At 64.3% G+C, this 25,597-nt stretch carries 20 protein-coding genes and 2 riboswitches; of the genes, 9 read left to right on the top strand and 11 right to left on the bottom strand.

The window, feature by feature from the left end; translation table 11 throughout:
- Window positions 1–103 precede the first annotated feature (103 nt).
- The 4 genes from map to H597_RS0105505 all read left to right on the top strand — a co-directional run bounded on the left by map (window position 104) and on the right by H597_RS0105505 (window position 5,139).
- Window positions 104–922 (top strand): type I methionyl aminopeptidase, encoded by an 819-nt coding sequence (gene map / locus H597_RS0105520; protein WP_028101255.1) that lies wholly within the window; start codon window positions 104–106, stop codon window positions 920–922.
- A 22-nt stretch (window positions 923–944) separates the two neighbouring features.
- Complete coding sequence (locus tag H597_RS0105515; RefSeq protein ID WP_028101254.1) at window positions 945–3,512, top strand: [protein-PII] uridylyltransferase; 2,568 nt, start codon at window positions 945–947, stop codon at window positions 3,510–3,512.
- Window positions 3,512–4,261: a pseudouridine synthase gene (locus tag H597_RS0105510; RefSeq protein ID WP_028101253.1), complete on the top strand. Its 750-nt coding sequence runs from the start codon at window positions 3,512–3,514 to the stop codon at window positions 4,259–4,261. The genes H597_RS0105515 and H597_RS0105510 overlap by 1 nt, the downstream gene beginning before the upstream one ends.
- Window positions 4,262–4,383: 122 nt before the next feature.
- On the top strand, window positions 4,384–5,139 hold the full coding sequence (locus H597_RS0105505; protein ID WP_229632096.1) for a flagellar brake protein: 756 nt from the start codon (window positions 4,384–4,386) through the stop codon (window positions 5,137–5,139).
- Here H597_RS0105505 and H597_RS0105500 read toward each other — a convergent pair.
- Window positions 5,136–6,527 carry a sensor histidine kinase gene (locus H597_RS0105500; protein WP_028101251.1) on the bottom strand — a complete coding sequence of 464 codons (1,392 nt, stop codon included), beginning with the start codon at window positions 6,525–6,527 and terminating at the stop codon, window positions 5,136–5,138. The genes H597_RS0105505 and H597_RS0105500 overlap by 4 nt on opposite strands.
- Window positions 6,524–7,195, bottom strand: coding sequence for a response regulator (locus tag H597_RS0105495; RefSeq protein ID WP_028101250.1), 672 nt, complete (start codon window positions 7,193–7,195; stop codon window positions 6,524–6,526). The genes H597_RS0105500 and H597_RS0105495 overlap by 4 nt, the downstream gene beginning before the upstream one ends.
- 110 nt (window positions 7,196–7,305) lie before the next feature.
- Between H597_RS0105495 and H597_RS29825 the strand changes: the two genes are divergently transcribed.
- Window positions 7,306–8,073: a MipA/OmpV family protein gene (locus H597_RS29825; RefSeq protein WP_051293551.1), complete on the top strand. Its 768-nt coding sequence runs from the start codon at window positions 7,306–7,308 to the stop codon at window positions 8,071–8,073.
- 10 nt (window positions 8,074–8,083) lie between these two features.
- On the opposite strand, the gene H597_RS0105485 is transcribed toward H597_RS29825, so the two are convergent.
- The 7 genes from H597_RS0105485 to smc all read right to left on the bottom strand — a co-directional run bounded on the left by H597_RS0105485 (window position 8,084) and on the right by smc (window position 19,224).
- Complete coding sequence (locus H597_RS0105485) at window positions 8,084–8,905, bottom strand: aldo/keto reductase (protein WP_035373141.1); 822 nt, start codon at window positions 8,903–8,905, stop codon at window positions 8,084–8,086.
- A 2-nt stretch (window positions 8,906–8,907) separates the two neighbouring features.
- Entirely contained in the window at window positions 8,908–9,603 is a 696-nt protein-coding gene (locus H597_RS0105480; protein ID WP_028101248.1) for a hypothetical protein, read from the bottom strand.
- A complete protein-coding gene (locus H597_RS0105475) occupies window positions 9,603–11,585 on the bottom strand; it encodes an OPT family oligopeptide transporter (protein ID WP_028101247.1) in 1,983 nt (660 codons plus the stop codon). Before H597_RS0105475 ends, H597_RS0105480 begins: the two co-directional genes overlap by 1 nt.
- A 79-nt stretch (window positions 11,586–11,664) precedes the next feature.
- The gene (gene def, locus H597_RS0105470; RefSeq protein ID WP_028101246.1) at window positions 11,665–12,201 is read right to left on the bottom strand and encodes a peptide deformylase; all 537 of its coding nucleotides are present in this window, start codon (window positions 12,199–12,201) and stop codon (window positions 11,665–11,667) included.
- Between the two features lie 2 nt (window positions 12,202–12,203).
- The gene (gene ligA, locus H597_RS0105465) at window positions 12,204–14,546 is read right to left on the bottom strand and encodes an NAD-dependent DNA ligase LigA (protein WP_028101245.1); all 2,343 of its coding nucleotides are present in this window, start codon (window positions 14,544–14,546) and stop codon (window positions 12,204–12,206) included.
- A gap of 8 nt (window positions 14,547–14,554) precedes the next feature.
- On the bottom strand, window positions 14,555–15,676 hold the full coding sequence (locus H597_RS0105460) for a cell division protein ZipA C-terminal FtsZ-binding domain-containing protein (protein ID WP_083940971.1): 1,122 nt from the start codon (window positions 15,674–15,676) through the stop codon (window positions 14,555–14,557).
- Window positions 15,677–15,693: 17 nt separating this feature from the next.
- Window positions 15,694–19,224, bottom strand: coding sequence for a chromosome segregation protein SMC (gene smc / locus H597_RS0105455; protein ID WP_028101243.1), 3,531 nt, complete (start codon window positions 19,222–19,224; stop codon window positions 15,694–15,696).
- A gap of 112 nt (window positions 19,225–19,336) precedes the next feature.
- Between smc and H597_RS0105450 the strand changes: the two genes are divergently transcribed.
- Window positions 19,337–19,774, top strand: a complete 438-nt coding sequence (locus tag H597_RS0105450) for a low molecular weight protein-tyrosine-phosphatase (protein WP_371850715.1) — start codon at window positions 19,337–19,339, stop codon at window positions 19,772–19,774.
- On the opposite strand, the gene H597_RS0105445 is transcribed toward H597_RS0105450, so the two are convergent.
- Window positions 19,771–22,497, bottom strand: a complete 2,727-nt coding sequence (locus H597_RS0105445; RefSeq protein WP_028101241.1) for a DUF1631 family protein — start codon at window positions 22,495–22,497, stop codon at window positions 19,771–19,773. The genes H597_RS0105450 and H597_RS0105445 overlap by 4 nt on opposite strands.
- Before the next feature lie 225 nt (window positions 22,498–22,722).
- On the opposite strand from H597_RS0105445, the gene H597_RS34695 reads away from it, so the two are divergent.
- Entirely contained in the window at window positions 22,723–22,893 is a 171-nt protein-coding gene (locus H597_RS34695; protein ID WP_154667970.1) for a hypothetical protein, read from the top strand.
- 51 nt (window positions 22,894–22,944) lie between these two features.
- Here H597_RS34695 and H597_RS0105435 read toward each other — a convergent pair whose 3' ends face one another.
- Complete coding sequence (locus H597_RS0105435; RefSeq protein WP_028101240.1) at window positions 22,945–23,505, bottom strand: ATP-dependent Clp protease proteolytic subunit; 561 nt, start codon at window positions 23,503–23,505, stop codon at window positions 22,945–22,947.
- A 279-nt stretch (window positions 23,506–23,784) separates the two neighbouring features.
- Window positions 23,785–23,870, top strand: a riboswitch (glycine riboswitch).
- 8 nt (window positions 23,871–23,878) lie between these two features.
- A riboswitch (glycine riboswitch) is annotated at window positions 23,879–23,983 on the top strand.
- A 54-nt stretch (window positions 23,984–24,037) separates the two neighbouring features.
- Between H597_RS0105435 and gcvT the strand changes: the two genes are divergently transcribed.
- On the top strand, window positions 24,038–25,156 hold the full coding sequence (gene gcvT, locus H597_RS0105430; RefSeq protein ID WP_028101239.1) for a glycine cleavage system aminomethyltransferase GcvT: 1,119 nt from the start codon (window positions 24,038–24,040) through the stop codon (window positions 25,154–25,156).
- Between the two features lie 41 nt (window positions 25,157–25,197).
- On the top strand, window positions 25,198–25,578 hold the full coding sequence (gcvH, locus tag H597_RS0105425; RefSeq protein WP_028101238.1) for a glycine cleavage system protein GcvH: 381 nt from the start codon (window positions 25,198–25,200) through the stop codon (window positions 25,576–25,578).
- Window positions 25,579–25,597: the final 19 nt, after the last annotated feature.

Raw genomic sequence — 25,597 nt, 5'->3', positions numbered from 1 at the left:
CGTTGCCGCCAATGCGCCGGCCCGGCGCGCACGGGGCCGGTCGTTTATAATCTTGCTGATAACGCCCTATGGCGGCGTACCCTGAACAGAACAGCAAGAACCCATGACTATCAATATCAAAACCCCCGAGGACATCGCAGGCATGCGCGAGGCCGGCCGCCTGGGCTCCGAGGTGCTCGACTACATCACCCCCTTCGTCAAGGCCGGCGTCACCACCGGCGAGCTGGACCGCCTGTGCCACGAGTACATGACCAAGGTGCAAGGCACCGTTCCGGCACCGCTGAATTACTGCCCGCCAGGCTATACCCCCTACCCTAAAGCCATCTGCACCTCCGTCAACGACGTGATTTGCCACGGCATCCCGGGCGACAAGGTGCTGAAGGACGGCGATGTGGTCAACCTCGACATCACCGTGATCACCAAGGACGGCTACCACGGCGACAACAGCCGCATGTTCTTCATCGGCAAACCGTCGATCCTGGCCAAGCGCCTGTCGGACGTGACCTTTGAGTGCATGTGGCTGGGCATCGAGCAGGTCAAGCCGGGCGCCACCCTGGGCGATATCGGCCACGCCATCCAGGTGCATGCCGAACAAGCCGGCTACAGCGTGGTGCGCGAGTTCTGCGGCCACGGCATCGGCAAGGTGTTCCATGAAGAGCCGCAGATCCTCCATTACGGCAAGCCGGGCACCGGGCCGGTGCTGGAAGCGGGCATGGTCTTCACCATTGAGCCGATGATCAATGCCGGCCGCCGCGAAATCAAGGAAATGCCGGACGGCTGGACCATCAAGACCAAGGACCGCAGCCTGTCCGCGCAGTGGGAACACACCCTGGTCGTCACCGAAACGGGCTATGAGGTGCTGACCCTGTCCGCCGGCAGCCCGCCGCCGCCGGCCTTTGTCACCGAAAAAGCCGCAGCGTAACACCGCGATGGCCCACGCCGCGATGAAGAAGGATCTCCGGGAACAGCTCAAGGTCCGGCTCAAAACCGACCGCCAGCGCATCATTGCCAACTTCCACGAAGACGGCATGCCGGAAAAGCTGCTGCGCAACCTGCGCAGCAGCGTCGACGATGTCCTGACGCAGGCCTGGGCCGGGAACCGGCTGCCGCCGCAGGCGGCCCTGGTGGCGGTGGGCGGCTACGGCCGCGGCGAGCTGTTCCCCTACTCGGATGTCGACGTCCTGATCCTGCTGCACCAGGCGCCGGACGAGGCCACCCGGGGCAGGCTGGAGGAATTCGTCCAGCTGCTGTGGGACCTGGGCCTGGACGTGGGGCACAGCATCCGCACCATCGACGAATGCCTGGCCGAATCGAAGGCCGACATCACCGTGCAAACCAGCCTGCTGGAGGCGCGCATCGTGACCGGCAATATGGTGCTGTTCGCGCAGCTGCAGGACGCCTACAACAAGGCCATGGACCCGCGCGCCTTCTTCGAAGCCAAGACCATCGAGATGCGCCAGCGCCACGCCAAGTACGAGGACACGCCTTTCAGCCTGGAGCCCAACGTCAAGGAAAGCCCGGGCGGCCTGCGCGACCTGCACGTGATCCTGTGGATGGCCAAGGCCGCCGGCCTGGCCAATTCCTGGCGCACCCTGGCCGTGCGCGGCCTGATCACCCAGACCGAGGCGCGCCAGCTGATGGAAAAGGAACGCGCCTTCAAGGATATCCGCGTGCGCCTGCACCTGGTGGCCGGGCGGCGCGAAGACCGCCTGGTGTTCGACGTCCAGACCGCCGTCGCCGAAACCCTGGGCCTGAAGGCCACCGGCAGCGGCGTCCATATGCGGCGCGCCAGCGAATACCTGATGCAGCGCTATTACTGGGCCGCCAAGGCCGTGGTGCAGCTGAATACCATCCTGCTGCAGAACATCGAATCCTTCCTGTTCCCGCACGACGCGGAGCCGGTGCGCATCAACGAACGCTTCAGCGAAGTGAACGGCATGATCGACATGAACGACGACGACACGTTCGAAAAGACGCCGTCCGCCATCATGGAGATCTTCGTGCTGCTGTGCGAACGCCCCGCCCTGAAAGGCATGACGGCGCGCACCATGCGCGCGCTGTGGCACGAGCGCTTCAAGATCGACGCCGATTTCCGCGCCGATCCCGTCAACAAGGCCTTCTTCCTGCGTATCCTGCAGGCGCCGCAGGGCATCATCCACAATATGCGGCGGATGAACGAGCTGTCCATTCTGGGCCGCTACTTGCCGAGCTTCCGCAAGATCACCGGCCAGATGCAGCACGACCTGTTCCACGTCTACACGGTGGACCAGCACATCATGATGGTGCTGCGCAATATGCGCCGCTTCACCATGACCGAGCACGCCCACGAGTATCCGTTCTGCTCGCAGCTGATGGCCAACTTCCCGCAGCCATGGCTGCTGTATGTGGCGGCGCTGTTCCACGATATCGCCAAGGGGCGCGGCGGCGACCACTCCAAGCTGGGCGTGGCCGACGTCGCGCAGTTCTGCCAGGAGCACGGCATCGGCGAGGAAGACACCGAGCTGGTCTCCTTCCTGGTGGAGCTCCACCTGACCATGTCGCACGTGGCGCAGAAGCAGGACATGTCCGACCCGGACGTGATCCAGGCCTTCGCCGGCACCGTGCGCGACGAACGCCATCTGACCGCCCTCTACCTGCTGACGGTGGCCGACATCCGCGGCACCAGCCCGAAAGTGTGGAACGCCTGGAAGGGCAAGCTGCTGGAAGACCTGTACAAGATCACCCTGCGCGTGCTGGGCGGCGAGCCGCATTCGGCCGACCGCGAGCTGAAAAACCGCCAGCAGGAGGCGCTGGCCACCCTGCGCCTGTACGGCCTGCCGCCCGATGCGCACGAAGCGCTGTGGAAGCAGCTCGACCTGGCCTACTTCCTGCGCCACGACGCCAGCGACATCGCCTGGCAGACGCGCGCCCTGTGGGACCGCCTGGACAGCGGGCAGCCGGTGGTCAAGGTGCGCCTGGCGCCCATCGGCGAAGGCTTGCAGGTGGCCGTCTACATCAAGGACCAGCCGGACCTGTTCGCGCGCATCTGCTCCTACTTCGACCGCAAGAACTTCAGCATCCTCGATGCCAAGATCCACACCACGAAGCACGGCTATGCGCTCGACACCTTCATGGTCACCGAGCAGAATTTCGCCGAGCGCTACCGCGACATCATCAACCTGATCGAGCATGAGCTGGGCGAGCTGCTGGCGACCCAGGGGCCGCTGACGGCGCCCAGCCGCGGCCGTCTGTCGCGCCTGTCGCGCACCTTCCCGATCCAGCCGACCGTGGACTTGCGGCCCGATGAACGGGGCCAGTACTACCTGCTGTCCGTGGCGGCCAACGACCGCACCGGCCTGCTGTACTCGATCGCCAAGGTGCTGACCCAGTATAAAATCAACCTCCATACGGCCAAGATCATGACCCTCGGCGAACGCGTGGAAGACGTGTTCATCGTCGACGGACCGGCCCTGGCCAATGCCCGTACCCAGCTGCAGCTGGAAACCGACCTACTCGAAGCACTGAAAATCTGATGTCCGAAGAATTATTACGCCTGTCCAAACGCATGTCCGAACTGGGCCTGTGCTCCCGCCGTGAAGCCGATGAATGGATCGCCAAAGGCTGGGTGCGCGTGGATGGCCAGGTGGTGTCCGAACTGGGCACCAAGGTCTACCCAAGCCAGAAAGTCACCGTGGAGCGCCAAGCGGCCGCCGAACAGGCGCGCCGCGTCACCATCCTGATCAACAAGCCGATGGGCTATGTCTCCGGCCAGGCCGAAGATGGCTACCAGCCGGCCGTGGTCTTGATCAAGCCGGAAAACCGCTGGGAAGAAGACAGTTCGCCGGAACGCTTCGACCGCAACCAGCTGCGCAACCTGGTCCCGGCCGGCCGCCTCGACATCGATTCCGTCGGCCTGCTGGTGCTGACCCAGGACGGCCGCGTGGCCAAGCAGTTGATTGGCGAACATACCAACGTTGACAAGGAATACCTGGTGCGCGTGGAATACACCAAGCCGGGCCGCCTGCCCGAGAGTGACTTGCAGCGCCTGAACCATGGTCTGTGGATGGACGGCAAGCCGCTGCTGCCGGCCAAGGTGCGCTGGCAGAACGACGACCAGCTCAGCTTCACCCTGCGCGAGGGCAAGAAACGCCAGATCCGCCGAATGTGCGAGATGGTTGGCCTGCGCGTGGTAGGCTTGAAACGTGTGCGCATCGGTCGTGTCAAACTTGGAAATTTGCCAGAAGGACAATGGCGCTACCTGTCCCCGGACGAACGCTTCTGAGTCGGCATCGGCGCAACAGTAGAGCAGCATTGATTGCCGTTTAGCAAGCCAAAGCCGCCGGAACGCGGTAAAGTAGCCGGGTCTTCTCCCAGAAAACGAGAACCTTAGCTGTGAACGATCCCATGCCAAGCGACTTCCGCAAAGGACCGCCCCGTCTGCAAGACGCGGTGGAGCCGATTGCCGCGGGGTCACATCCACACGATATCGTCGATCCGGACGATATCGGTGACGCGCTGACGGCGCTGGCGGAAGCCGGCGACGCGATTTCCATCTACCACCGGGCCAACGCCGACGTCGTCCTGGCCCGCCTGCTCTCGGTCGATCCCGAGCTGCCCCACTTTGTCATCCAGTTGAACGAGGGGGGCAGCCTGCCTCCCGGCGAATGCACCTTCGTCGCCTGGCTGGGCGGCGCCAAATTCCAGTTCAAGCTGGACGACCCGCATTGGAATGCCCTGCCGGAACAGCCGACGCTGGTTCCGGCGCAATTCCCGGAGCGCTGCCAGGTCCTCAACCGGCGCGCCGCGCCGCGCCTGGAAACGCCGCTGGGCACCTATCACACCGCTTCATTCGTCCTGAACGGCAAGCCGTACGAACTGCAGCTGTACGATTTCGCCGTCGGCGGCGTCGGCATGCGCTGCTCGCCGCGCGATGCGGTCGGCCTGCATGTGGGCCGCAAATTGCAGCGCGTGCGGCTGGACATGGGGCCCGGCGCCATTCTGATCTGCGACCTGGAAATCCGCCTGGCGCGCCATTTCCGTTCCTTCCTGCTCGGCGAGCAGGTGCAGATCGGCTGCCAGTTCCAGAACCTCTCGCAGGGGATGCAGGACGAATTGCACCGCATACTCGAACGCATGAACTCGACGCGCGGACCGCGCTAAGCGCCCGCGGCAAACGGCAAACGGACGGTAACGCACAAGCCCATGCTGCCGGCGGCATCCAGGTCGATGCTGCCGGCATGCTGGCGCGCCACGGCCAGCGCAATGGCCAAGCCCAGCCCGCTGCCCGGCTGCGCCTGGCGCGGATCGCGGAAGAAGCGGTCGAACACGCGCTCGCGCAATGCCGGCGCAATGCCCGGTCCCTGGTCGGAAATGCGCAGCACGGCGCAGCCTTCCTCGCGCCGTAGATCCGCCAATACCTTGCCTCGCTCCGGGCTGTACTTGATGGCGTTGTCCAGCAGGTTGTCCACCAGCGATACCAGCCCTTCGCGGCGACCGGCCAGATAAAGAGCGCTGTCGCCGCTCATTTCCAGCTCGACAGCCTTGGCATCGGCGATGCCGGCCAGGCCCGCCATCCGCTCCTGCAACAGCGCATCGAAGCAGATTTCCTCATCCTGCTCGCCGCTCGTGGCGTCGCTGCGCATGAGCCGCAGCAGCTGGCTGACCAGCCGCGTGGCGCGCGCATTGCCGCTGACGATGCCGTCCAGCAGCGGCTGCTGGCGCGGGTCGCCAGCCTGCTGCTGCAAGGCTTCCACGTTCACGCGCATGGCCGCCAGCGGTGTGCGCAGTTCGTGCGCCGCGTCCGCGATGAAGGAGCGCTCCCGCTCGGCGCTCTCGCTGACGCGCGCCAGCAAGGCGTTGATGCGCTCGAACATCGTCACCAGCTCGCGCGGCCGGCCTTCCACCGGTAACGGCCGGAGATCCTGCGCACCGCGCGTCGCCAGGTCCTCCATGGCCTTGGTCCACGGCCCTTGCGCGACCCGGATTGCCAGCCAGCCCGGCACGATCAGGAACGGCAGGCTGATCATGAGCGGCAACAGCATGGTGCCCCGCGACGCCAGCGTGAGATAGATGTTGAGACCGTCGGCTGGCATGACGCTGGTGACGCGGATATCGGAGCGCGGCGATTGCACCGTGCGCGCACGCCATCTGCCGCCGCTGCCGTTGAACAGCACGAACTCGTTCAACGGCCCGGCACGGATACCCTGCGGTGTTTCGTCGGATTGGTAGAGCACGCCGGTGCTGTCTTCCACGACGAAACTCGGGCCCTTGAACGTTCCCGGCTCGACGCCGCCGACGCTGCGCAGGGAGTGTTCGAGTTTGCGCATGGTATCGCGCATCCGCGGCCGGTCTGCCTGCAGGTTCTCGGCGACGGCGAACCAGGCATCGTAGATTGGCTGGCGCTTCAGCGTGACGGTATCCTGGCCCGCATCGTAGGCGAGAAAGGCCAGAAACAGCAGCCACACCAGGCACAGGACGAACATTTGCGCCGCCAGCAGGCGCGCCATCAGGCTGCGCGGGACCAGGCGCCGCCACAGTCTGCCCATCATCGGGCCACCTCGCGCTGGTCGATCACATAGCCCACTCCGCGCACCGTGCGGATCAGCCCCTCGCCGACTTTGCGCCGCAGGTTGGCCATGTGCACGTCGAGAGAATTGCTGGCGTTGGCCTGGGAGCCCGGCAAGGCCTGCTCCTCCAGGCTGCGCCGCGTCACCACGCGGTCAACGCGCATCATCAGGATACGCAGCAATTCATATTCGCTGGCGGTCAGGTCGACCAGGCGGCCGTTCAACGTCACCCTGCGCGTCGGTGCGTGCAGCACGATGCCGCGCAGCTCCAGCGTCTCGCCGTCAAAGCCGTAGCTGCGGCGGGCCAGCGCCCTCACCCGCGACATCAGTTCGGACAGTTCGAACGGCTTGACCAGATAATCGTCGGCGCCCGTATCCAGGCCAAGCAGGCGGTCGGACAAGGCATCGCGTGCGCTCAAAATCAGGATAGGCACGCCCTCCTTTTCGCGCCGCAGGCCGGCCAGCAAGCCCATGCCGTCGCCATCGGGCAAGCCCAGGTCGAGCAGCAGCAGGTCGAAGCCGCGCTGCTCCAGCTGGCGCTGCGCATCGGCCAGCTGGCGCACCCAGGTCACGTCCATGCCCTGGTCGGCAAGCGCAATGCGGATGCCGTTGCCAAGGTCCATATCGTCTTCTATCAGCAGGATTTTCATGGGCCATATTTAATCACGCCTGCCTGAAGGAAGCATGAAGATGCGCTTTACCCAATCTTCATGCTGTGCTGGGAAACTGCCGGCTCCATCACTTACTTCACGACAAAGTCATGAAATTTCCCGTATCACTCCTCATCCTCGCCTGCTGCGCCAATGTACAAGCCGAAGAAAACATTCTCACCCTGGGCGCAGGCCTGGGCGCGGCACCGCGCTATGCCGGCTCCAAAGAAACGCAGGCCGCGCCCATCATCGTCATCGACTACCAGATGGCCAACGGCTTCTATGCCAGCAGCATGCGCGGCCTCGGTTACGGCACTGCGCTGGGCGGCTTCTCGCTCGATGCGGCGCTCGGCGTGCGCGGCGAGCGCAAGGAAAAGAATGAAAGCGGCCTGGCCGGCAGCCGCGGCAGCACCGAGTTGCGCGGCATGGGCGACGTCAAGGCCAGCGCCACGGCCAATCTGCACGCCGGCTACAGCATTGTGCCCGGACTGGTCCTGGGTTCCAGCCTCTCGCTGCCGCTCTCCCATAAAGAAAACGGCAAGACCGCGGGTGTTGAACTTACCGGTATCCTGCACGACGACAAGACCGACAAGGTGGCCTTGTCCCTGGGCGCGAACTTCGGCGACAGCAAATACCTGCAAACCTATCACGGCGTCAACGCGGCCCAGGCCCTGCGCACCGGGCGCAAGCCATTCAGCCCGCGCGCCGGCATGTACGAGGCGGTGCTGAACTTCGCTTGGGAACATAAGGTCGATTCGCGCTGGAGCGTGACCGGCATGCTGGGCTCGAGCACCCTGGTGCGCGATGCCGCGCGCAGCCCGCTGACCCGCCGCAGCACGGCGCCCACGGCGGCGGTCTATGCTAGCTACCGCTACTGAGGCGGCCGGCTCACAGCATGTCGAGCGGCGTCGCGCGCCGTGGCGGCGCAAACGTCTTGTCCAGCAGGGCCAGGTCCTCCTGCTCCAGGCGCAGCGTCATCGCCGCCGCATTGGCGCGCACGTGCGCCTCGCTGGCCGCTTTCGGAATCGGCATTACGCCATCCTTGCGTAGCAGCCATGCCAGCGCGATTTGCGCCGGCGTGGCATGGTGCCGGGCGGCCAGGCTGGCCAGCACCGGCTCGGCCAGCAGCCGCTCCTGCTCCTTGCGGTGGGATTCCAGCGGCGAATAGGCCATCAGCAATACGCCGCGTTCCTGGCACCAAGGCAGCAAGTCCCATTCGATGCCGCGCCGGCGCAGGTTGTACAGCACCTGGTTGGCTTCAATCGCGTCGCCGCCGGGCAATCCGGCGGCTTCCTTCATGTCCGCCAAGTCGAAGTTGCTGACGCCATACTCGTGGATCTTGCCCGACTGCTTCAGCGCCACCAGGCCTTCCAGCGTTTCCGCCAGCGGCACGCTGCCGCGCCAATGCAGCAGGTACAGGTCGATATGCTGGACTTTCATCCGCTTCAAGCTCTTTTCGCAGGCGGTCACCACGCCCTTGCGCGACGCATTCTGCGGCAGCACCTTGCTGACCAGGTAGGCTTCGCTGCGGCGCCCGTCCAGCGCAGCCCCGACGACCTTTTCCGCACCGCCCTCGGCGTACATTTCCGCCGTGTCGATCACCGTCATTCCCAGGTCCAGCCCAAGCTGCAGGGCGCGCACTTCGGCGGCCTTGTCGGCGGCACGCTCGCCCATATTCCAGGTCCCCTGCCCCATCCTCGATAGCGTCATGGTCACACTCCAAAAGCGCGCACGGAAAGCGCATAAGTGAAAGCAAACAGGAACAACAGGAAGGCTGCCACCAGCGGCGCCGCCAGCAGCGCCGTCACGCGGCGCGGCAACAGCCAAACGAGCAGTTCAAATCCCAGCGCCAGCATCAGCAGCGCCGCCAGCGAAGGCCAATACAGCATTCCGGCCAGCAGGCCCTGCTCCAGCGCGTTACCGCCAATATAGCCTTTCAACACCACCGCGGGCGCGACATAGGTGAACGGCAATGCAGCCACCGTCATGAGCAATTTGAAGATCAGGAAATGGCGCGCCTCCGGCGCTTTCTGCCTGCGGACGTTGCCGAAGAAGAAGCGCAAGGCGACCGTGCGACCGCTGGCCGCAAAGTAAGACAGGCCAAGGAAGAAGGGAAGCAAGGCGCAGCCGCAGAGCACCAGCATGGTCGATGGCGGCAGGTAGATGACATCGGCGAGGATGCGCAGCGATGGTGTTTCGCCGAGGGAGGCGATGCGCAACATCGCCAGGATTTGCGGTGCCAGCAGGGCCGCCGCACAGAATTTGAGAACGAAGCCGATGCGTGGGACCAGCATCAGCACTTCGGCCACCAGGAAGAAAACCAGCACGCCCGCCAGCAGGGACCAGGGGGCGGCGCCGATCAGGAACAAGGCCTGGCCGGCGCTGTGCAGGATTTCTCCTGTGCCCATCAGGCCTCGATAGCGCGCGCCGAATTGGCCGACCAGCGGTACAGGCCCACCACCACGGCGGCCGCCACGGCCAGCGCGATCAGCATCGTGGTCGCTTCGGACATGCTGTTGGCAATCGCCACCGGCTCGCCCTTATTCGACAGCACGATCAAGCCGGCCAGCGCCACATTGAACAGGCTTTCGCCGACGATGAAGCCGGACATGACCAGCACGCCCAGGCGGGAAGCGCCTTCGCCGTACTTCTTGCCACGCATGGCTTTTTCGAAGAAGTAGCCGCCGATGGCGCCCACCACGACCGGGGAAGTTACGGCCGACGGCAGGTAGATCGCCAGGCCGACGCCCAGCGGCGCGCAGCTGTACTTGCTGCTGCTGGAGCGCTTCAGCATGAAGTCGAGCGCCACCAGCGCCAGTCCAATCAGTGCGCCGTAGCCGATCAGGTCCCACTTCAGGTCGCCGCCCACCACGCCTTTGGCCAGGGTGGAAATCAAGGTGGCCTGCGGGGCCGACAGCGGCTGCGCGGAAATGGCGTTGACATTCGGGGCGCCGGCGAAGCCGTACGCATGGTTCAGCAGCTCCAGCACAGGCGGCACCACACAGGAACCGGCGAACACGCCGATGATCAGGGCGACCTGCTGCTTCCATGGCGTAGCGCCGACCAGTTGGCCGGTTTTCAAATCCTGCAGGTTGTCGTTACCGATCACCGCCACCGCCAGCACCACCGTGGTGACGAACAGCGAAAAGGCGATCAGCGCCTGCGCCGTGTCCGGGCCCATGATGTGGCGGCCCACCACGCCGACCGAAGTCGCCGCGCCGAGGATGGTCAGGATCGCGATGCCGGACACCGGCGAGTTGGACGAACCGATCAGGCCGGCCATATAGCCGCACACGGCGGCGGCCATCATGCCGGCAATGGCGATATAGGCGATGCCCACCAGGACCAGCGGGGTGGAAATCGAGGCCAGCGCGCCGCCTTTCAGGAAGGAGGCCAGCAGCCAGCCTGCCGGCACCATGGCCAGCAGGGTCACCAGGCCGACGATGAACACCGGAATATCCTTGTCTTCGCGCGGCACGTCCGCACCGCCCGCTTTCACGCGGCGCGCGGTTTCCAGCGCGGACTTCAGGCCGCCCAGCACCGGTTTGCCCAGCGTGGCGAGCGTAACGATTGCGGCAGCGCCGATGGTTCCGGCGCCCATCATGCGCACCTTGGTGCTCCACACCTGCAAGGCATGGTCGGCGGCGCTCATTGCCGGCTGCGGGTCCAAATTGGTCAGCAGCGGCACCAGCACGCCCCAGGCGATCACCAGGCCGACCAGCATGGCGACGCCGACGCTAATGCCCATCAGGTGGCCGGCGCCGACCAAGGCCAGGGAGCTCGACGCGCCCATGCCGGTGGAACCGCCGCCGACGCGGACGAAGGCCGCCACCTCGCTGGCGATCAGCTTGGCCGCGCCGAGGAAGGCGAATACGGCAGAAGCGACCGAGCCCCAGATCACAGCCCACAGGCCGGCCTTGCCTTCTTGCGCGCCGGCGCGGGACTGGGTGCCCACCTTCAGCACTTCCGCCGCGGCTACGCCTTCCGGATACGGCAAGTCCGATTGCGACACCAGCGCGCGGCGCAGCGGCATGGTGTACATCACGCCCAGCACGCCGCCCACCGCGCAAGCGCCGAAGGTCGGCCAGAACGGGATTTCCGCCCACCAGCCGATCATCAGCAGTCCAGGCAGCACGAAGATCACCGACGCCAGCGTGCCCGCGGCGGAGGCGATGGTCTGCACGATATTGTTTTCCTGGATCGTCGCATCCTTGAATGCGCTGAGCAGGGCCATGGAAATCACGGCCGCGGGAATCGAGGTGGCGAAGGTCAGGCCGACTTTCAGGCCGAGGTAAACCTGCGCCGCTGTGAAGATCAGGGTAATCAGCACGCCGAGGACAATGCCTCGGATGCTGAATTCGAGCGGGTTGTTGTGCGACGGGATGCTCATCTGGGAAATCCGTTGTATTGATCAAGAAACAAACTTGCCGGGATATTACGCCAGATTGGCCATGCCGCCAACCGCGGGCTCAGTCGTCGTCGCCCGGGTCGAGGTCGGGGAACAACACCGACGTAAATCCGAACTTGGAGAAGTCCCGGATCCGTGCTGGATAAAGGATGCCCAGCAAATGATCGACTTCATGCTGCACCACGCGCGCATGGAATCCGTCGGCATCGCGCACGATGCGTTCGCCGAACTGGTCGAAGCCCTCGTAATGCAGGCGGGTGAAACGCGGCACGCTGCCGCGCAGACCCGGCACCGACAGACAGCCCTCGAAGGCCTCGTCCATGTCGTCGCCAAGCGGCGTCAGGACGGGATTGATCAGCACTGTTTCCGGCACTTGCGGCGCATCCGGGTAGCGCGTGTTAGTCTTGAAGCCGTAGATCACCAGCTGCAGGTTGACGCCGATCTGCGGTGCGGCCAGGCCGGCGCCGTTGGCGGCATGCATGGTGTCGAACATGTCGACGATCAGGGCGTGCAATTCCTTGGTGTTGAACTCGCGCACCGGCTCGGCCACGCGCAGCAGCCTTGGATCGCCCATCTTCAGAATTTCACGCACAGCCATGTTCAGCCTCCCAGCAGCGCGAGCAAGCCCGCTTCATCGAGAATCGTCACGCCCAGTTCTTCCGCCTTGGCCAGCTTGCTGCCCGCTTCCGCGCCGGCGACAACATACGACGTCTTCTTCGACACCGAGCCCGATACCTTGCCGCCCGCCTGCTCGATCAAGGCTTGCGCCTGGTCGCGGCTCATGGTCGGCAGGGTCCCGGTGAGAACGAAGGTCTTGCCCGTCATGGCGCCTTTCGCTTCGGCCACCTCAGGCAGCTGGGCCAGCAAATCCTCGCGCAGCACATGCAGCGCCAGCAACGCGTCGCGGTTGGCCCGCTCTGCCAGCCAGCCTTCCAGCCCCTGCTCTACCGCGGCCGGCAGTCCGAACACATTGTAGACAGTCAGATGCGACAGCGCTTCCAGGGTCATGCCCTGCTCCGCCAGTTGGCGCGCACGCGGCTCGGTCATCTTCGGGATGCCCATCGCAGCGAGCAGCGCCACCTGGTCCAGCTTTTCACGCAGCGCGGCTTTCGGCGCATGCTCGCCTTTCGGTACCACGCCGGCGGCCAGCAAGGCATCGAGCGCCTCCTGGTTGCGCTCTTCAGCGAAGAAGTCGGCGATCGATTCGGCCACGGTGCCGCCGATATCCGGCAGCACGCGCAGCAGCGCCGCCGGCGCCTTGCGGATCAGTTCCAGCTTGCCCAGCCACTCGGCCAGGGTCTTGGCGGTCGATTCGCCCACGTGGCGGATGCCCAGCGCGAACAAGAGCCGCTCCAGTGGCGGATGCTTGCTGGCGGCAATGGCTTCCAGCAGGTTGTCCGCCCACTTGGTCGGCACCTTGCCCTGGGCGGCGGTGTCCGGCGTGGTGCCGTCACGCTCGTCGGCCAGGCGCTTCATTTTCAGCAAATCGTCCAGCGTCAGGCGGAACAGGTCCGCCACGCCGGCAACCAGCTTGCACTCGACCAGGTTGTCGATATAGCGGTCGCCCAGGCCTTCAATATCCATCATGCGGCGGCCGCAGAAATGGCGGATCGCTTCCTTGCGCTGGGCCGAGCAGAACAAGCCGCCGGAGCAGCGCGCCACCGCCTCGTCAGCCTCGCGCACCACGTGCGATCCGCAAACCGGACATGCGGCCGGCAAGGCCCACATCGGAGCTGCCGGCATCGGGCGCTTGTCCAGCACCACCGCCAGCACTTCCGGGATCACGTCGCCGGCGCGGCGCACAGTCACCGTATCGCCCACGCGCACATCCTTGCGGCGCACTTCGTCCTCATTATGCAGCGTCGCATTGGTGACGGTCACGCCGCCGACAAAGACGGGCGCCAGCCGCGCCACCGGAGTGATCGCGCCGGTACGGCCAACCTGGACCTCGATGGCCAGCACCGTGGTCAGCGCCTCTTCGGCGGGGAATTTATGCGCCAGGGCGAAACGCGGCGCGCGCGAGACGAAGCCCAGCGCGCGCTGATCCTCGAAGCGGTTGGTCTTGTACACAACGCCGTCGATTTCATACGGCAGCGCCGGCCGGGCCTTGCCGATACGCTCATAATAGTCCAGCAAGCCGTCCTTGCCGCGCACCACATCGCGCTCGGCGCACACCGGCAAACCAAGTTCGGCATACCAGTCCAGCAGCGCGCCATGCGTGGCGGGCTGCTCGGCGCCGGTCAGTTCGCCGATGCCGTAAGCGTAGAAACTGAGCTTGCGCTGCGCCGTGATGCGCGAGTCGTGCTGGCGCAGCGCGCCGGCCGCCGCGTTGCGCGGATTGACGAACTCCTTCTGGCCCAGTTCACGCTGGCGCGCGTTCAGCGCCTCGAAATCGGCCTTGAACATCAGCACCTCGCCACGCACCTCCAGGACCGGCGGCGGCGCGTCGGTATTCAGGCGCAGCGGAATGCCCTTGATGGTGCGGATATTGGCCGTCACATCTTCGCCGGTATAGCCGTCGCCGCGCGTGGCGCCCTGTACGAAGACGCCGTTTTCATAACGCAGGTTGATGGCCAGGCCGTCGAACTTGACCTCGGTCGCATATTCGACCTGCTGCGCATCCAGGCCTTCGCGCACGCGGCGGTCGAAGTTCTCGATGTCGCCGTCGTCAAAGCCGTTATTCAGCGAGAGCATCGGCACGGCGTGGGTGACGGCCGCGAATTCGTCCAGCGGCGGCGCGCCCACGCGCAGGGTCGGCGAATCCGCGGCCTGCAGCTCGGGATGGGCCGCCTCGATGGTTTGCAGCTCGATGAACAGCTTGTCGTACTCGGCGTCCGGAATGGTCGGTGCGTCGAGCACGTGGTAGGCGTGCAGGTGGCGGTTCAGCTCCGCCGTCAGCCAGGCCGCGCGTTCGGCCGGCGTTGCGTGTGGGGTATTGCTCATAATTCCGATCAGCTGAACAGGCGCAGGGCGCGGGTGGAGCCGGCTGGGATATCCGACGCCGCCATATCGTCGTAAAACTCTTTCACCTGACCGGCGATATTGGCCAGGGTCTCGTCAGCCAGCGGCTGGTTGGCATCGTCCACAATGGTCGCGTCCAGGCGCGCCATCAGGTTCTTGGCGCAGGCGATCATCGAGCCGAAGCCGTCGCGGGCCGGCGCCACGCACGGCACATCGAGCAGCAGCGTCAGGCGCGCGGTGGTTTCCTCGGCCAGGGTCACATTGGTGGACAGGGAGAACAGGTGGCCGCCCTCGCCGTCCGGCATCGCGTAGCGGCCATCCGGACGCACGTCGAAGCCGAGTTTTTCCAGGGCCCCCAGCAGGGTCGCGATATTCCACGGCGCGCCGTTGGACGCCAGGTTCACGCCCAGCTGCGCATCGTGGTTGGCCACGAAACGGTGCAGATTCCTGGCATCCTGCATCACCTCGATCATGTCGGGGATTTGCGGCTCGGCGCCGATTTCATCGGACACGCTGCGCAGGCGGGACACCAGCTCGGAGTACTCCAGTTCATTCAGCGCCGTGCTGCGGCTGGCCAATTGCACCCCGCCCTGCAGCCTGGTGTACACCACGCCATGGCGCACCGGTTCCCAATCGCCGCTCACGGCCAGGCCGATGAAATGGACCGGTTTGTTGCCGACGAAGCGCAGCTTTTGCAGCGCAGGCAGCAGCTTTTCGCCCCGTGCCGGCGCTTCGAGCTCCAGCGGCAGCAGGCAGTCGATCAGCGGATCGACCAGGCTGGTCGCCAGCTCTTCGACCGGCACACCGGCATCGGCGCTGCGCACCGGCAGCACCGCTGCCTCGTCGGGCGCGAAGCCTGGCGCCGCGACATCGCCGACATGGCCGCCCAGATGCTCCGGCACGCCGTAGGCGCCCGAGCCGCCGTCGGGCATCGGCACTTCATCCAGGTGGAAGCGCGGTTCGGCGCGCACCCCGTCGTCGCTGCGCATCAGCACATCGTCATGCTGGCCGTCGAAGGCGCGCTCGACGCGCTTCTTCACCTTGTATTCCTGCCATTTGTTGTAGCTGTAGACGCCGGTGACAAACACCACGCCCCCAGCAATCAAACTCATTTGAAAATCCGTAATAATCATGCTGCTTGAGCCTCAGTAGCGAAGGATGCGGCGGATTCCATGTCCACCGCCACGATGCGCGACACGCCTTGTTCCTGCATCGTCACACCGATCAATTGGTTGGCCATCTCCATCGCAATCTTGTTGTGCGAAATGAAGAGGAATTGGGTCTGGTCGGACATGCGCTTGACCATGCGGCAGAAGCGCTCGGTATTGGCGTCGTCCAACGGCGCGTCCACCTCGTCCAGAAGGCAGAACGGCGCGGGATTCAGGCGGAACATGGAGAACACCAGGGCCGTTGCGGTCAGCGCTTTTTCGCCGCCGGACAGCAGGTGGATGGTGGCGTTCTTCTTGCCGGGCGGCTGGGCCATGACCTGCACGCCGGAGTCGAGGATCTCCTCGCCCGTCATGGTCAGCTTGGCCTGGCCGCCGCCGAACAGGATCGGGAACAGTTCGGAGAAGCTCTGGTTGACGCGGTCGAAGGTATCCTGCAGCAGGTCGCGCGTTTCCTTGTCGATCTTGGTGATCGCGTCTTCCAGCGTCGCAATGGCCTCGTTCAGGTCGCGGTTCTGCGCGTCGAGGAAGTTCTTGCGCTCGGACGCCGTCGCCAGTTCGTCCAGGGCCGCCAGGTTGACGGCACCAAGGGCGGCGATGGCGTTGGTCAGGCGCGTTACTTCGCCCTGCAGGTAGGAAGCCTTCATGTCCGGGTGCAGCTTCTCGGCCAGCGCCGCTTCGTCGGCCTGGACCTCGGCCAGTTGCTGGGCGAACTGCTCCTGGTTCAGGCGCGCGGCCTGCTCCTTCAGCTGCATCTCGGTGATCTTGTCGCGCTGCGGCTGCAGGCTGCGCTCCGACTGCATGCGCGAGTCTTCGAACTGGCGCAATTGCTGCGTGATCTGGTCCAGCTCATGGCGGGCGTCGGCCAGCGCGCGCTCTTGCTGCGTGCGGCGGTCCAGCAGATCCTGCAAGCCCTCGTTGGCGGTGCCGGCTTCCAGTCCTTCCAGTTCCAGCTTGCCCGCCTGCAGGCTCTCGGCCACCTGCGCCACTTGCGCGGTGGCGGTGGCGATGCTGCGGCGCAGTTCGTCGATGCGGTTGCGGCCGGACTTCTCGGCGAATTCCGCCTCCTGCGCCTTGCGTTCCAGCTCGCGCAGGGCTTCGCGGGCATCGGCCAGGCGCTGCTCCTTGAGCATGAAAGCGGTCTGGCCGTCTTCGTGCTCGCCTTGCAGGTTGCCAAGCTCCATATCCAGCTGCTCGAATTTCTCCTCCGATTCGAGCTTGACCTGCATCTGCTCTTCCTCCTGCGCCGCGATCTCGGCCAGGTCGCTCTCGATCTGGTTGCTGCGCTGGTTGAAGCGGGCTTCGATTTCCGACAGCTTGACCACTTCCAGCTGCAGGGTATGCACGCTGGCGGTCAGGCTCTGGACCTTGGCGCGCAGCTCGGTCAGCAGGCGGCCATGGTTGCCCACGGCCGCGTCGGCGCGCACTGCCCGTCCGCGGGCCTCTTCCGCCAGCATGGACTGGGCGCGCAGCTGCTTGGTGATGTTCTCGATCTCGTGCTGGCGGCCCAGCATGCCGGCCTGCTCGTCGTCGGCCGCGTAGAAGCGCACCGACGACTGGGTGATGATGTGGCCTTGCTTGGTGACGAAGCAACCGCCGGCCGGCAAGGTGCCGCGCGCGGCAAAGGCGCCGGCACTGTCCTCGGCCAGGAAGACATTGTGCAGCCAGTCCTGCAGCACGCCGCGCAGTCCGGGATCGTTCAGCTTCAGCAGGTCCACGAACGGGCGCAGCGCGCCTGCGCCGGTATTGGCGGGCGTGGCAGCGGCAACGGCGGGGGCGAACAGCGCCAGCTTGGCCGGCGGCGCATCGCTGAAGAAATGCTTGGCCCATTCGATATTGGACACCTGCAGCGCCGAGGTGCGCTCGCGCAGCACGGCTTCGAGCGCCGTCTCCCATCCCGTTTCGATGTCCAGCTTCTGCCACAGCCGCGGCAGCTCGTTCAATTCATGTTTTTGCAGCCATGGCGTGATCTTGCCTTCGGTCTGCACGCGCTCCTGCAGCTGGCGCAGCGCATTCAGGCGCGCTTCCAGCTGGTGGGTGGCGGCGGACTCGGATTGCACCGCAGCCTGCGCCGCCTGGCGCTCCTCTTCCAGCTTGGGCTGCTGATCCATCGCCTCGTCGAGCATCATGTTCTGCTCTTCCAGCGATTGCTGCTTTTCCTCCAGCTGCATCTTCAGGTTCGACAGATGCGAGGAATCGGGCATGGCAAGGCCGCCCTTTTCCTGCTGCAGGCGCTCCTTGCGCGTGGCCAGGCCGGCCAGGATGTTGGAGGCGTTGCGCTGGTGCGCCGACTCCAGCTCCAGTTGCTGCTGCGCTTGCATGATGCGGGCGCGCGACTCCGTGCTCCGGGTCTGCGCTTCGCGCCATTCCTGCTCCAGCACCGGCAGCAGTTCGCCCTTCTGCTCGGCCAGCATGCGCGCTTCCTCCACCCGGGCCGAGAGTTCCTCCAGATTGATTTCCGCCTCGGCCACCTGGCCGCTGTACTCCTCCGCCTGCTGCTGCCACTGGTCGCGCTGTGCGGTCAGGGTGGCCAGCTGCTGCTGCAGGCGGGTGCGCGATTCGATCACGAACTTGATCTGGGCTTCCAGGCTGCCGATTTCGGCGTTGGTCTGGTACAGGTGACCCTGCGCCTGGTGCAGGCGGTCGCCGACGGCGAAGTGGGCCTGGCGCATCTGCTCCAGGGTCAATTCCACATTGCGCAGTTTCGCGGTCTGCTCTTCCAGGTCGTTCTGCGCCTGCTCCATCTCGCGGAAGTACTTGGCCTGCTCGTTCTGGGCCTCGTTCTTGCGCAGCAGCCAGAGCAGCTTCTGCTTCTCATCCTGGTCCGACTGCAGCTGGTGGAACTTGGTCGCCACGGCGGCCTGGCCTTCCAGCTTCTCCAGGTTGTTGTTCAACTCGCGCAGGATGTCATCCACGCGCAACAGGTTTTCGCGCGTGTCATGCAGCCGGTTTTCCGTCTCGCGGCGCCGTTCCTTGTACTTCGAGACGCCCGCCGCCTCTTCCAGGAAGACGCGCAACTCTTCCGGACGCGATTCGATAATGCGCGAAATCATGCCCTGGCCGATGATCGCGTAGGCGCGCGGACCAAGACCGGTGCCGAGGAAGATGTCCTGGATGTCGCGCCGGCGCACCGGCTGGCCGTTGATGTAATAGGTGGACGTGCCGTCGCGCGTGAGCGTGCGCTTGACCGCGATCTCGGCGTACTGGCCCCATTGGCCGGACGCCTTGCCCTCCTGGTTGTCGAACACCAGCTCCACGGATGCGCGGCCGGCCGGCTTGCGATGGGTGGAACCGTTGAAAATCACGTCCTGCATCGACTCGCCGCGCAGCTCGGACGCCTTCGATTCGCCCAGCACCCAGCGCACAGCGTCGATAATATTGGACTTGCCGCAACCGTTTGGACCAACCACGCCGACCAGCTGTCCGGGTACCTGGAAATTGGTGGGATCGACGAACGACTTAAATCCCGACAATTTAATGGAAGATAGACGCACGTTTTATCTGTACTTCGCCCGCTGGGACGTGTTAAAAAAGTGGCTAATCATACCATTTTCCCTGTAGGGCAAGAACAAAATGAAGGCTGGAACCGCGATCCTGTTTGTATGCATGGGTAACATTTGTCGCTCGCCGACCGCGGAGGGTGTATTCCGCACCCGCGCGCAGGCCGCCGGGCTCGCTTTGCACATCGATTCGGCAGGCACCCACGCCTACCATATCGGCAATCCGCCCGACCCGCGCTCGGCCAGCCATGCGGCCGCCCGCGGCTACGGCCTCAGCGCCCAGCGCGCGCGCCAGGTCGCCGCCGACGACTTCGAGCGTTTCGATGTTGTGCTGGCCATGGATCATGACAACCTGGAAACCCTGCTGCGCGCCTGCCCTGCGCAGCACAGGCACAAAGTCAGGCTGTTCATGGAATTTGCCTCGCGCTCCGGATCGGACGTGGTGCCCGACCCCTACTACGGTGGCGCAAACGGCTTCGACCTGGTGCTGGACTACATTGAAGATGCGGCGGACGGCCTGATCGCCGTCCTGCGCAAGACTTAAGACGCGGTGCCGTTGGCCGGCATGTCGTGGTGGTCGTCGTTGACCGCCGCGACGCCGCCCATGGCGATCGACAGCGCGGCAGCCACCACGCCCTCGGTGCGGATCGGGCGCACGGTGCCTTCGCGGAACTGCTGCGCCATGGCCTCGCCCGTAATCGAGAACGCTTCCTGGCGCCCGCTGGTGGAGAAGATATACAGCGTCTTCAGAGGGCTGATCCAGGCCAGCTTGACTTTGCGCTTGCTGCCGTCGTCCTGGTCGAACTCCAGCCACATGCCGCGTGTCAGGCTGTCGACCTCGATCGTGGCGTCGTCGTCCTCCTGCGGCGCTTCTTCCGCCTTCACTTCGGTCACCGCTTGCAACTGGATGCGGCGCTCGGCGTCCTGCTTTGCCACTTCCATCGCGATCTCAACCTGGCGATCCGGCGACATCTCGATCGGCGCACGCACGATCGAAGCATGGCACTCAGCCAGTTCGGCGAAGAATTGCAGGCGGTCGGCATCCTGCCACTTGATCACATCGAGCCACTTGTTCAGCGTGGACAGCAAGCCCGGCAGCTTGGCGATCAACTTCTTGCGGTCATCCTGGCTAAACTTCGGACGCACGCTCCAGATCAGGTCATCCATGGTCTGGGTCGCGTTGTTCACCGCGCCCGGCTTCTCGCCTTCGACGCTGTAGGCAATCGTCAGCACCGAGACCCACTTGTTTTCCAGGAAGGCCTCGACAATGGCCACCACTTCGCCGGTGCCGATGCGCAGCGCCACGGCATCCTTGGCCGACTTGGCGGCCACCGACATTTTTTCCTGCTTCAGCGCCTGGGCGATCGGCTCCGCCATGGCCGCCGCGGCAGCCGCTTCGTCCGCCTTGATCGACGCTTCCAGCTCATTGACCGCCTCGGTGAAGACGGTCAGCTCTTCTTCATGGTCCTTGCTGACCATTTCCACGCTGCGCTGCATGGCTTTGTACAGCGGATCATCCGGATCCTTGTGGTTCTCCCAGCCCATGCGCGACAGCAGCTCGATCATGCGGCGCGCCGGGTGCGCTTCCTGGAAGAAGAAATTCTTGTCGACCAGGGCCGCCTTCAGCACCGGAATCTGCAGGAAGCGGATCAGGTTGCGGATTTCAGGCGAAATACTCTGGTCGCGGAACACGGTGTCGAACACCGCCGACAGCAAGTCAATCGTGCCCTCGTCAGCGCGGCTCAGGCTGCCTGCCGGCGCCTGTTCCTTGATCTGCGGCAACAGGAAGACATTGCCCATCGAACCGCCGCCGACGGCAAAGCCCGGGGCCGGCATGACGCCTCCGCCAGCCTGCGCCGGCGCAGAAGCCAGCGCCGGGGTAAAGGCGCCGCCCAGGCCTGGTACCGGCAGTGCACCGATATCGCCGCCCGTAAATACCGCGCCGGACGGCACAGAGCGCTGCAACTGCGCCAGGAAATTCATCAGCGGCTCTTTGGCGTTCAGTAGCGATGCGCGCTGGGCCGCCTCATTATTGGCGCCGCCATGGAAGCCTTGGGCCGGTCCTTGCACCCATCCGCCTTGCGGAACGGCCACGCCGCCCGGCACGCCAGGCACCGACACGCCCGCCATCATGCCGCCTGGCACACCAGCGCCAGCCATCGCCGGACCGCCGACAGGCATGCCGCCACCGGCGACAACGCCGCCGGAAGGAATCATCATGCCGCCCGCCATGGGCGCGCCCGGGACGCCAGCCATCATCGGCGCAGCACCCTGCAGCGGAACGCCTGGCACCATCCCCGGTGCCGGCATGGACTGGCCCGCTGCGTGCATCGCCGGTGCGGCGCCCGCATGCGCACCCGAGTGATCCGCCATGTGGGCCGGCGCGCCATACAGGCCGGGCGCCACGCTCAGGGTTGGCAGGGAAAGATCGAGGTCGCCCAACTGGTCGAAACCACTCGGCCCAGCATTGCCGCCAGCCTGAGGATCACCGGCGCCGGAGAAGAATTGACGCAGTTGCTCGGCCAGGTCCGCTTGCTGGTTCTTTTTGCGTGAGGATTGCGAGGCGTCGTGCGAGTCCGCGCGGCGCGACTTGTGCTTTTCCACCGAGCCCGGGCCGACACCCTTGCGCTCAAGCGCGGTGTTCAGCTCATCCAGCATGGGGGCCAGATTGAAGAAGTCGTCCGGACGGAGGAACGACTTCATCAGCTCGTTGCCTTCCTCGTCCTGGATAAAGTCCACCCAAGCTTGCTGGAACGCCCCCAGGAACACTTCAGGACGGAAAGGGTTCTGGTTGATCCGCAGGATCTCGCGGTCAAGCAGGAAAGCCAGGCGCACATTCAGCGTCGCCAAGGCATCGGAATACTTGATCTCAAACGCCTTGCTGAAGCTGCTCAGGCTCACCTTGGTGTCCATTTCTTCCATGGACACCAGCGACAGCATATCGGCCAGCTTGGGGGCCTGGACTTTCTGACCGGGAGCCAGCAGCGCGATCTCGCTGCGGAGATCACTCTCCAGCTGCTTGGTGAAAGTAGTAAGGAAGGCGTAATGATCGGTGCGCAGGCGGTTCCCTGCGCGCAGGCGGGCCTGCAAATTCTTGACGTCGCCGGCCTCGGTCACGTCGACCAGGTCGCCGGCCCACTCGGTGGACAATTCGTTGAACTGCTCGCTGACATGCTTCTTGACCAGGGTAATCAACGTTTCCAGCAAAGCATGCCGCGGCGTAACCGCCTTTTTTTGCGCCGCAGATGTTGGGTTTTCTGGAAACATGTTAGTGCCTGACTTTGAGGGTTATTCGAATTGTCGCACATTATTTCCACCCGGCAATGGCCAAACGAAAAGAATCTGCAAATATTTTATTGAATGCCGCAAAACTGTTGAGCTCGCACCACAATGGTGCAGGACTAATCCTACAAACCTGCTAGTTGGCTTCTGATTCACCTTTACTATTACACAAAGCATGATGAAGTTCCGATCCTTTAGAAAGGAACTATCATGAAAAAGTCCAGGCAACAGTCGAGCAAGCAGGGTTCGAGTTCGGGCACGCGCCAGGCTGCGGACCAGGGTTCGCTGTCGGGCGCGCAACCATCGAACCAGCAATCGGATGTCGGCCGCCAACCAAAGACGGACAAGAAAACGCCCTCCAGCCGTAGCGGAAAGCGTTGAGTGAAGCCAGGGTGGCCCGGGACGAGCGTCCGGGCTGCCTTACTTGGGCGCTCAGATATTCGTGACGCGCCTTCCCTTCGGCGGCCGGAAGTCGGCAACTTCGTTCACCAAGCCGACTTTGGCCGCCTCTTGCGCCGTGAGGTGCAAGTCAGAATAGGCGTGGATATTCCAATGCTCGTCAGTCAGCTGGACATGCTTGCGCAGGATCGATTCCGTACGCGCATCGTCCGCTTGCAGCCCTTCCACGATGATGCGCAAGGCATCGGGCCGCGCACCATGCGGCGCACTGGCATGCGATTTGTGCACCATGAAGCGCGCGGTCTCGCTAGCATACCGTTCGTGACCTGACAGGAACAGGATCACGGCAATCGACGCCACCGCGCCGCCGTTGTAGGTAATGATCCTGATCGGCAGGTTGCGCAGGTAGTTGTGCAGGCAAAGGCCGTCGCTGACATAGCCGCCGTTGGACTGGATCAGGATATGGGCAGTTTCAATGCCGTCATCCGTCATGTCAGCCACCGCATCGAAAACACGGTGCACCATATCGCTGTTCACATCACCGGACAGGGTGAACCACGCTACCTTGTCCGCCTTCTGTTTGTCTTCGCTCATGGTCGCTCCACTTGTGGAGATGGATGTTCCAAACATTCTAGCGCAGGCTGGCGGACTGGTATGTTCCAGTCACCGTTTATCCAGCAGTTCGCACACATGCGTGCCAGTTCTGGACAGCAAACGCGCTTTTCCGCCAGCTGAAGGGCACGCTCAAGCCGCGTTCGCTTTGTCGCAAAGGGCCTGCGCGCTTGGCGTTTCCGTGCCCCTTAACCCGGCCGCATTGTGCCGAGTTCGAGGGGGCGCGAGTTTGACTTTATTGCCCTCCTGTCATATAGTCCCAAGTCTTGATCGGGAGAGACCAGCCGGTGCTGGCGCCGAAGGGGCATTACCCAGAAACTCTCAGGCAAAAGGACCGATCGAGGGAGCCGCAATGGCTTGAAACTCTGGAGAGCGGCCCGCCAAGGCGCGGGGCCCACCGAAGGGGCGTGCGGGAATTCTTTCCCGTTATCTCTCAGGTACCAAGGACAGAGGGGTAGGCGTACTTATGTTTACGTTTATTAACCCCTATTGCCCTTCGTGGCCCGAGGTATCAATGACGCTCAAAGCAACCCCACTCAACAACGCTCATCGTGCCCTTGGCGCCCGCATGGTCGATTTCGGCGGCTGGGACATGCCGGTCAACTACGGCTCCCAGATCGAAGAACACCACGCCGTGCGCAGCGACGTCGGCATGTTCGACGTGGCCCATATGTGCGTCGTTGACATCAAGGGTGCCAATGTACGTTCCTTCCTGCGCGGCCTGGTCGCCAACAACGTCGACAAGCTGCAGGTGTCGGGCAAAGCCCTGTATTCCTGCATGCTGACCCCGGAAGGCACCGTCATCGACGACTTGATCATCTACTTCATCAACGAAGAATGGTTCCGCCTGGTGGTCAACGCCGGCACCGCGGAAAAAGACATCGCCTGGATGAACCAGCAGAACGACGCCACCGGCGCCGGCCTGACCATCACCCAGCGCCGCGACGGCGCCAATGCCATGGCCCTGATCGCCGTGCAAGGCCCGAACGCCCGCGCCAAGGTATGGGAAGTGATCCCGCAGGCCAAAGAAGCCACCGCTGAAATGAAACCGTTCAACGTCGCCCTGGTGCCAGGCACCGCCTTCGGCGAAGCCATGGTGGCACGCACCGGCTACACCGGCGAGGACGGCTTTGAAATCGGCGTCGCCGCCGAACAGGCCGAGAAGCTGTGGAACGCCCTGAACGCCGCCGGCGTCAAGCCAGCAGGCCTGGGCGCGCGCGACACCCTGCGCCTGGAAGCCGGCATGAACCTGTACGGCCAGGACATGGACGAAACCGTGAACCCGCTGGACGCCGGCCTGGCATGGACCATCGACCTGGTCTCCGAGCGCGACTTCATCGGCAAGGCAGCCCTGCAGGCCAAGGGCCAGAACGCCCAGTTCGTCGGCCTGATCCTGCGCGAAAAAGGCGGCGTGCTGCGCGCCCACCAGAAAGTCATCGCCGCTTCCGGCGAAACCGGCGAAATCACCTCCGGCACCTTCTCCCCTACCATGCAGCAGGCCATCGCGCTGGCACGCGTGCCGATGGGCGTGAATGTGGGCGATACCGTGCACGTGGAAATCCGCGACAAGAAGCTGGCCGCCACCGTGGTAAAGCTGCCTTTCGTCCGTAACGGTAAAATCCTGGTTGCCTGACCAGATCAAACGAATAACATAACCTTAGCCTTGGAGCCAATATGAGCAACATTCCAGCAGACCTGAAGTACACCGAGTCCCACGAGTGGGTACGCGCTGAAGCGGACGGCACCCTGACCGTCGGCATCACCGAATTCGCGCAAGATGCCCTGGGCGACATCGTGTTCGTCGAGCTGCCGAAAGTCGGTACCACTTACACCGCCGGCGACGACGCCGCCGTGGTGGAATCGGTGAAAGCCGCCTCCGACATCTACGCGCCGGTATCGGGCGAAGTGGTTGCCGTGAACGATGAGGTCACCGGCGCGCCGGAGTCGATCAACGCCGACGCCTACGCCAACTGGCTGTTCAAAATCAAGCCAAGCGACGCCAACGCCATCAACGGCCTGTTGGACGCAACCGCTTACGGCAACGTCGCGCACTAATTCACGCATTACCGGGCCG

It is taken from the genome of Pseudoduganella violaceinigra DSM 15887, from assembly GCF_000425385.1.
Taxonomy (GTDB): domain Bacteria; phylum Pseudomonadota; class Gammaproteobacteria; order Burkholderiales; family Burkholderiaceae_D; genus Rugamonas; species Rugamonas violaceinigra.
This window is presented reverse-complemented; position numbering and strand designations above follow the sequence as displayed.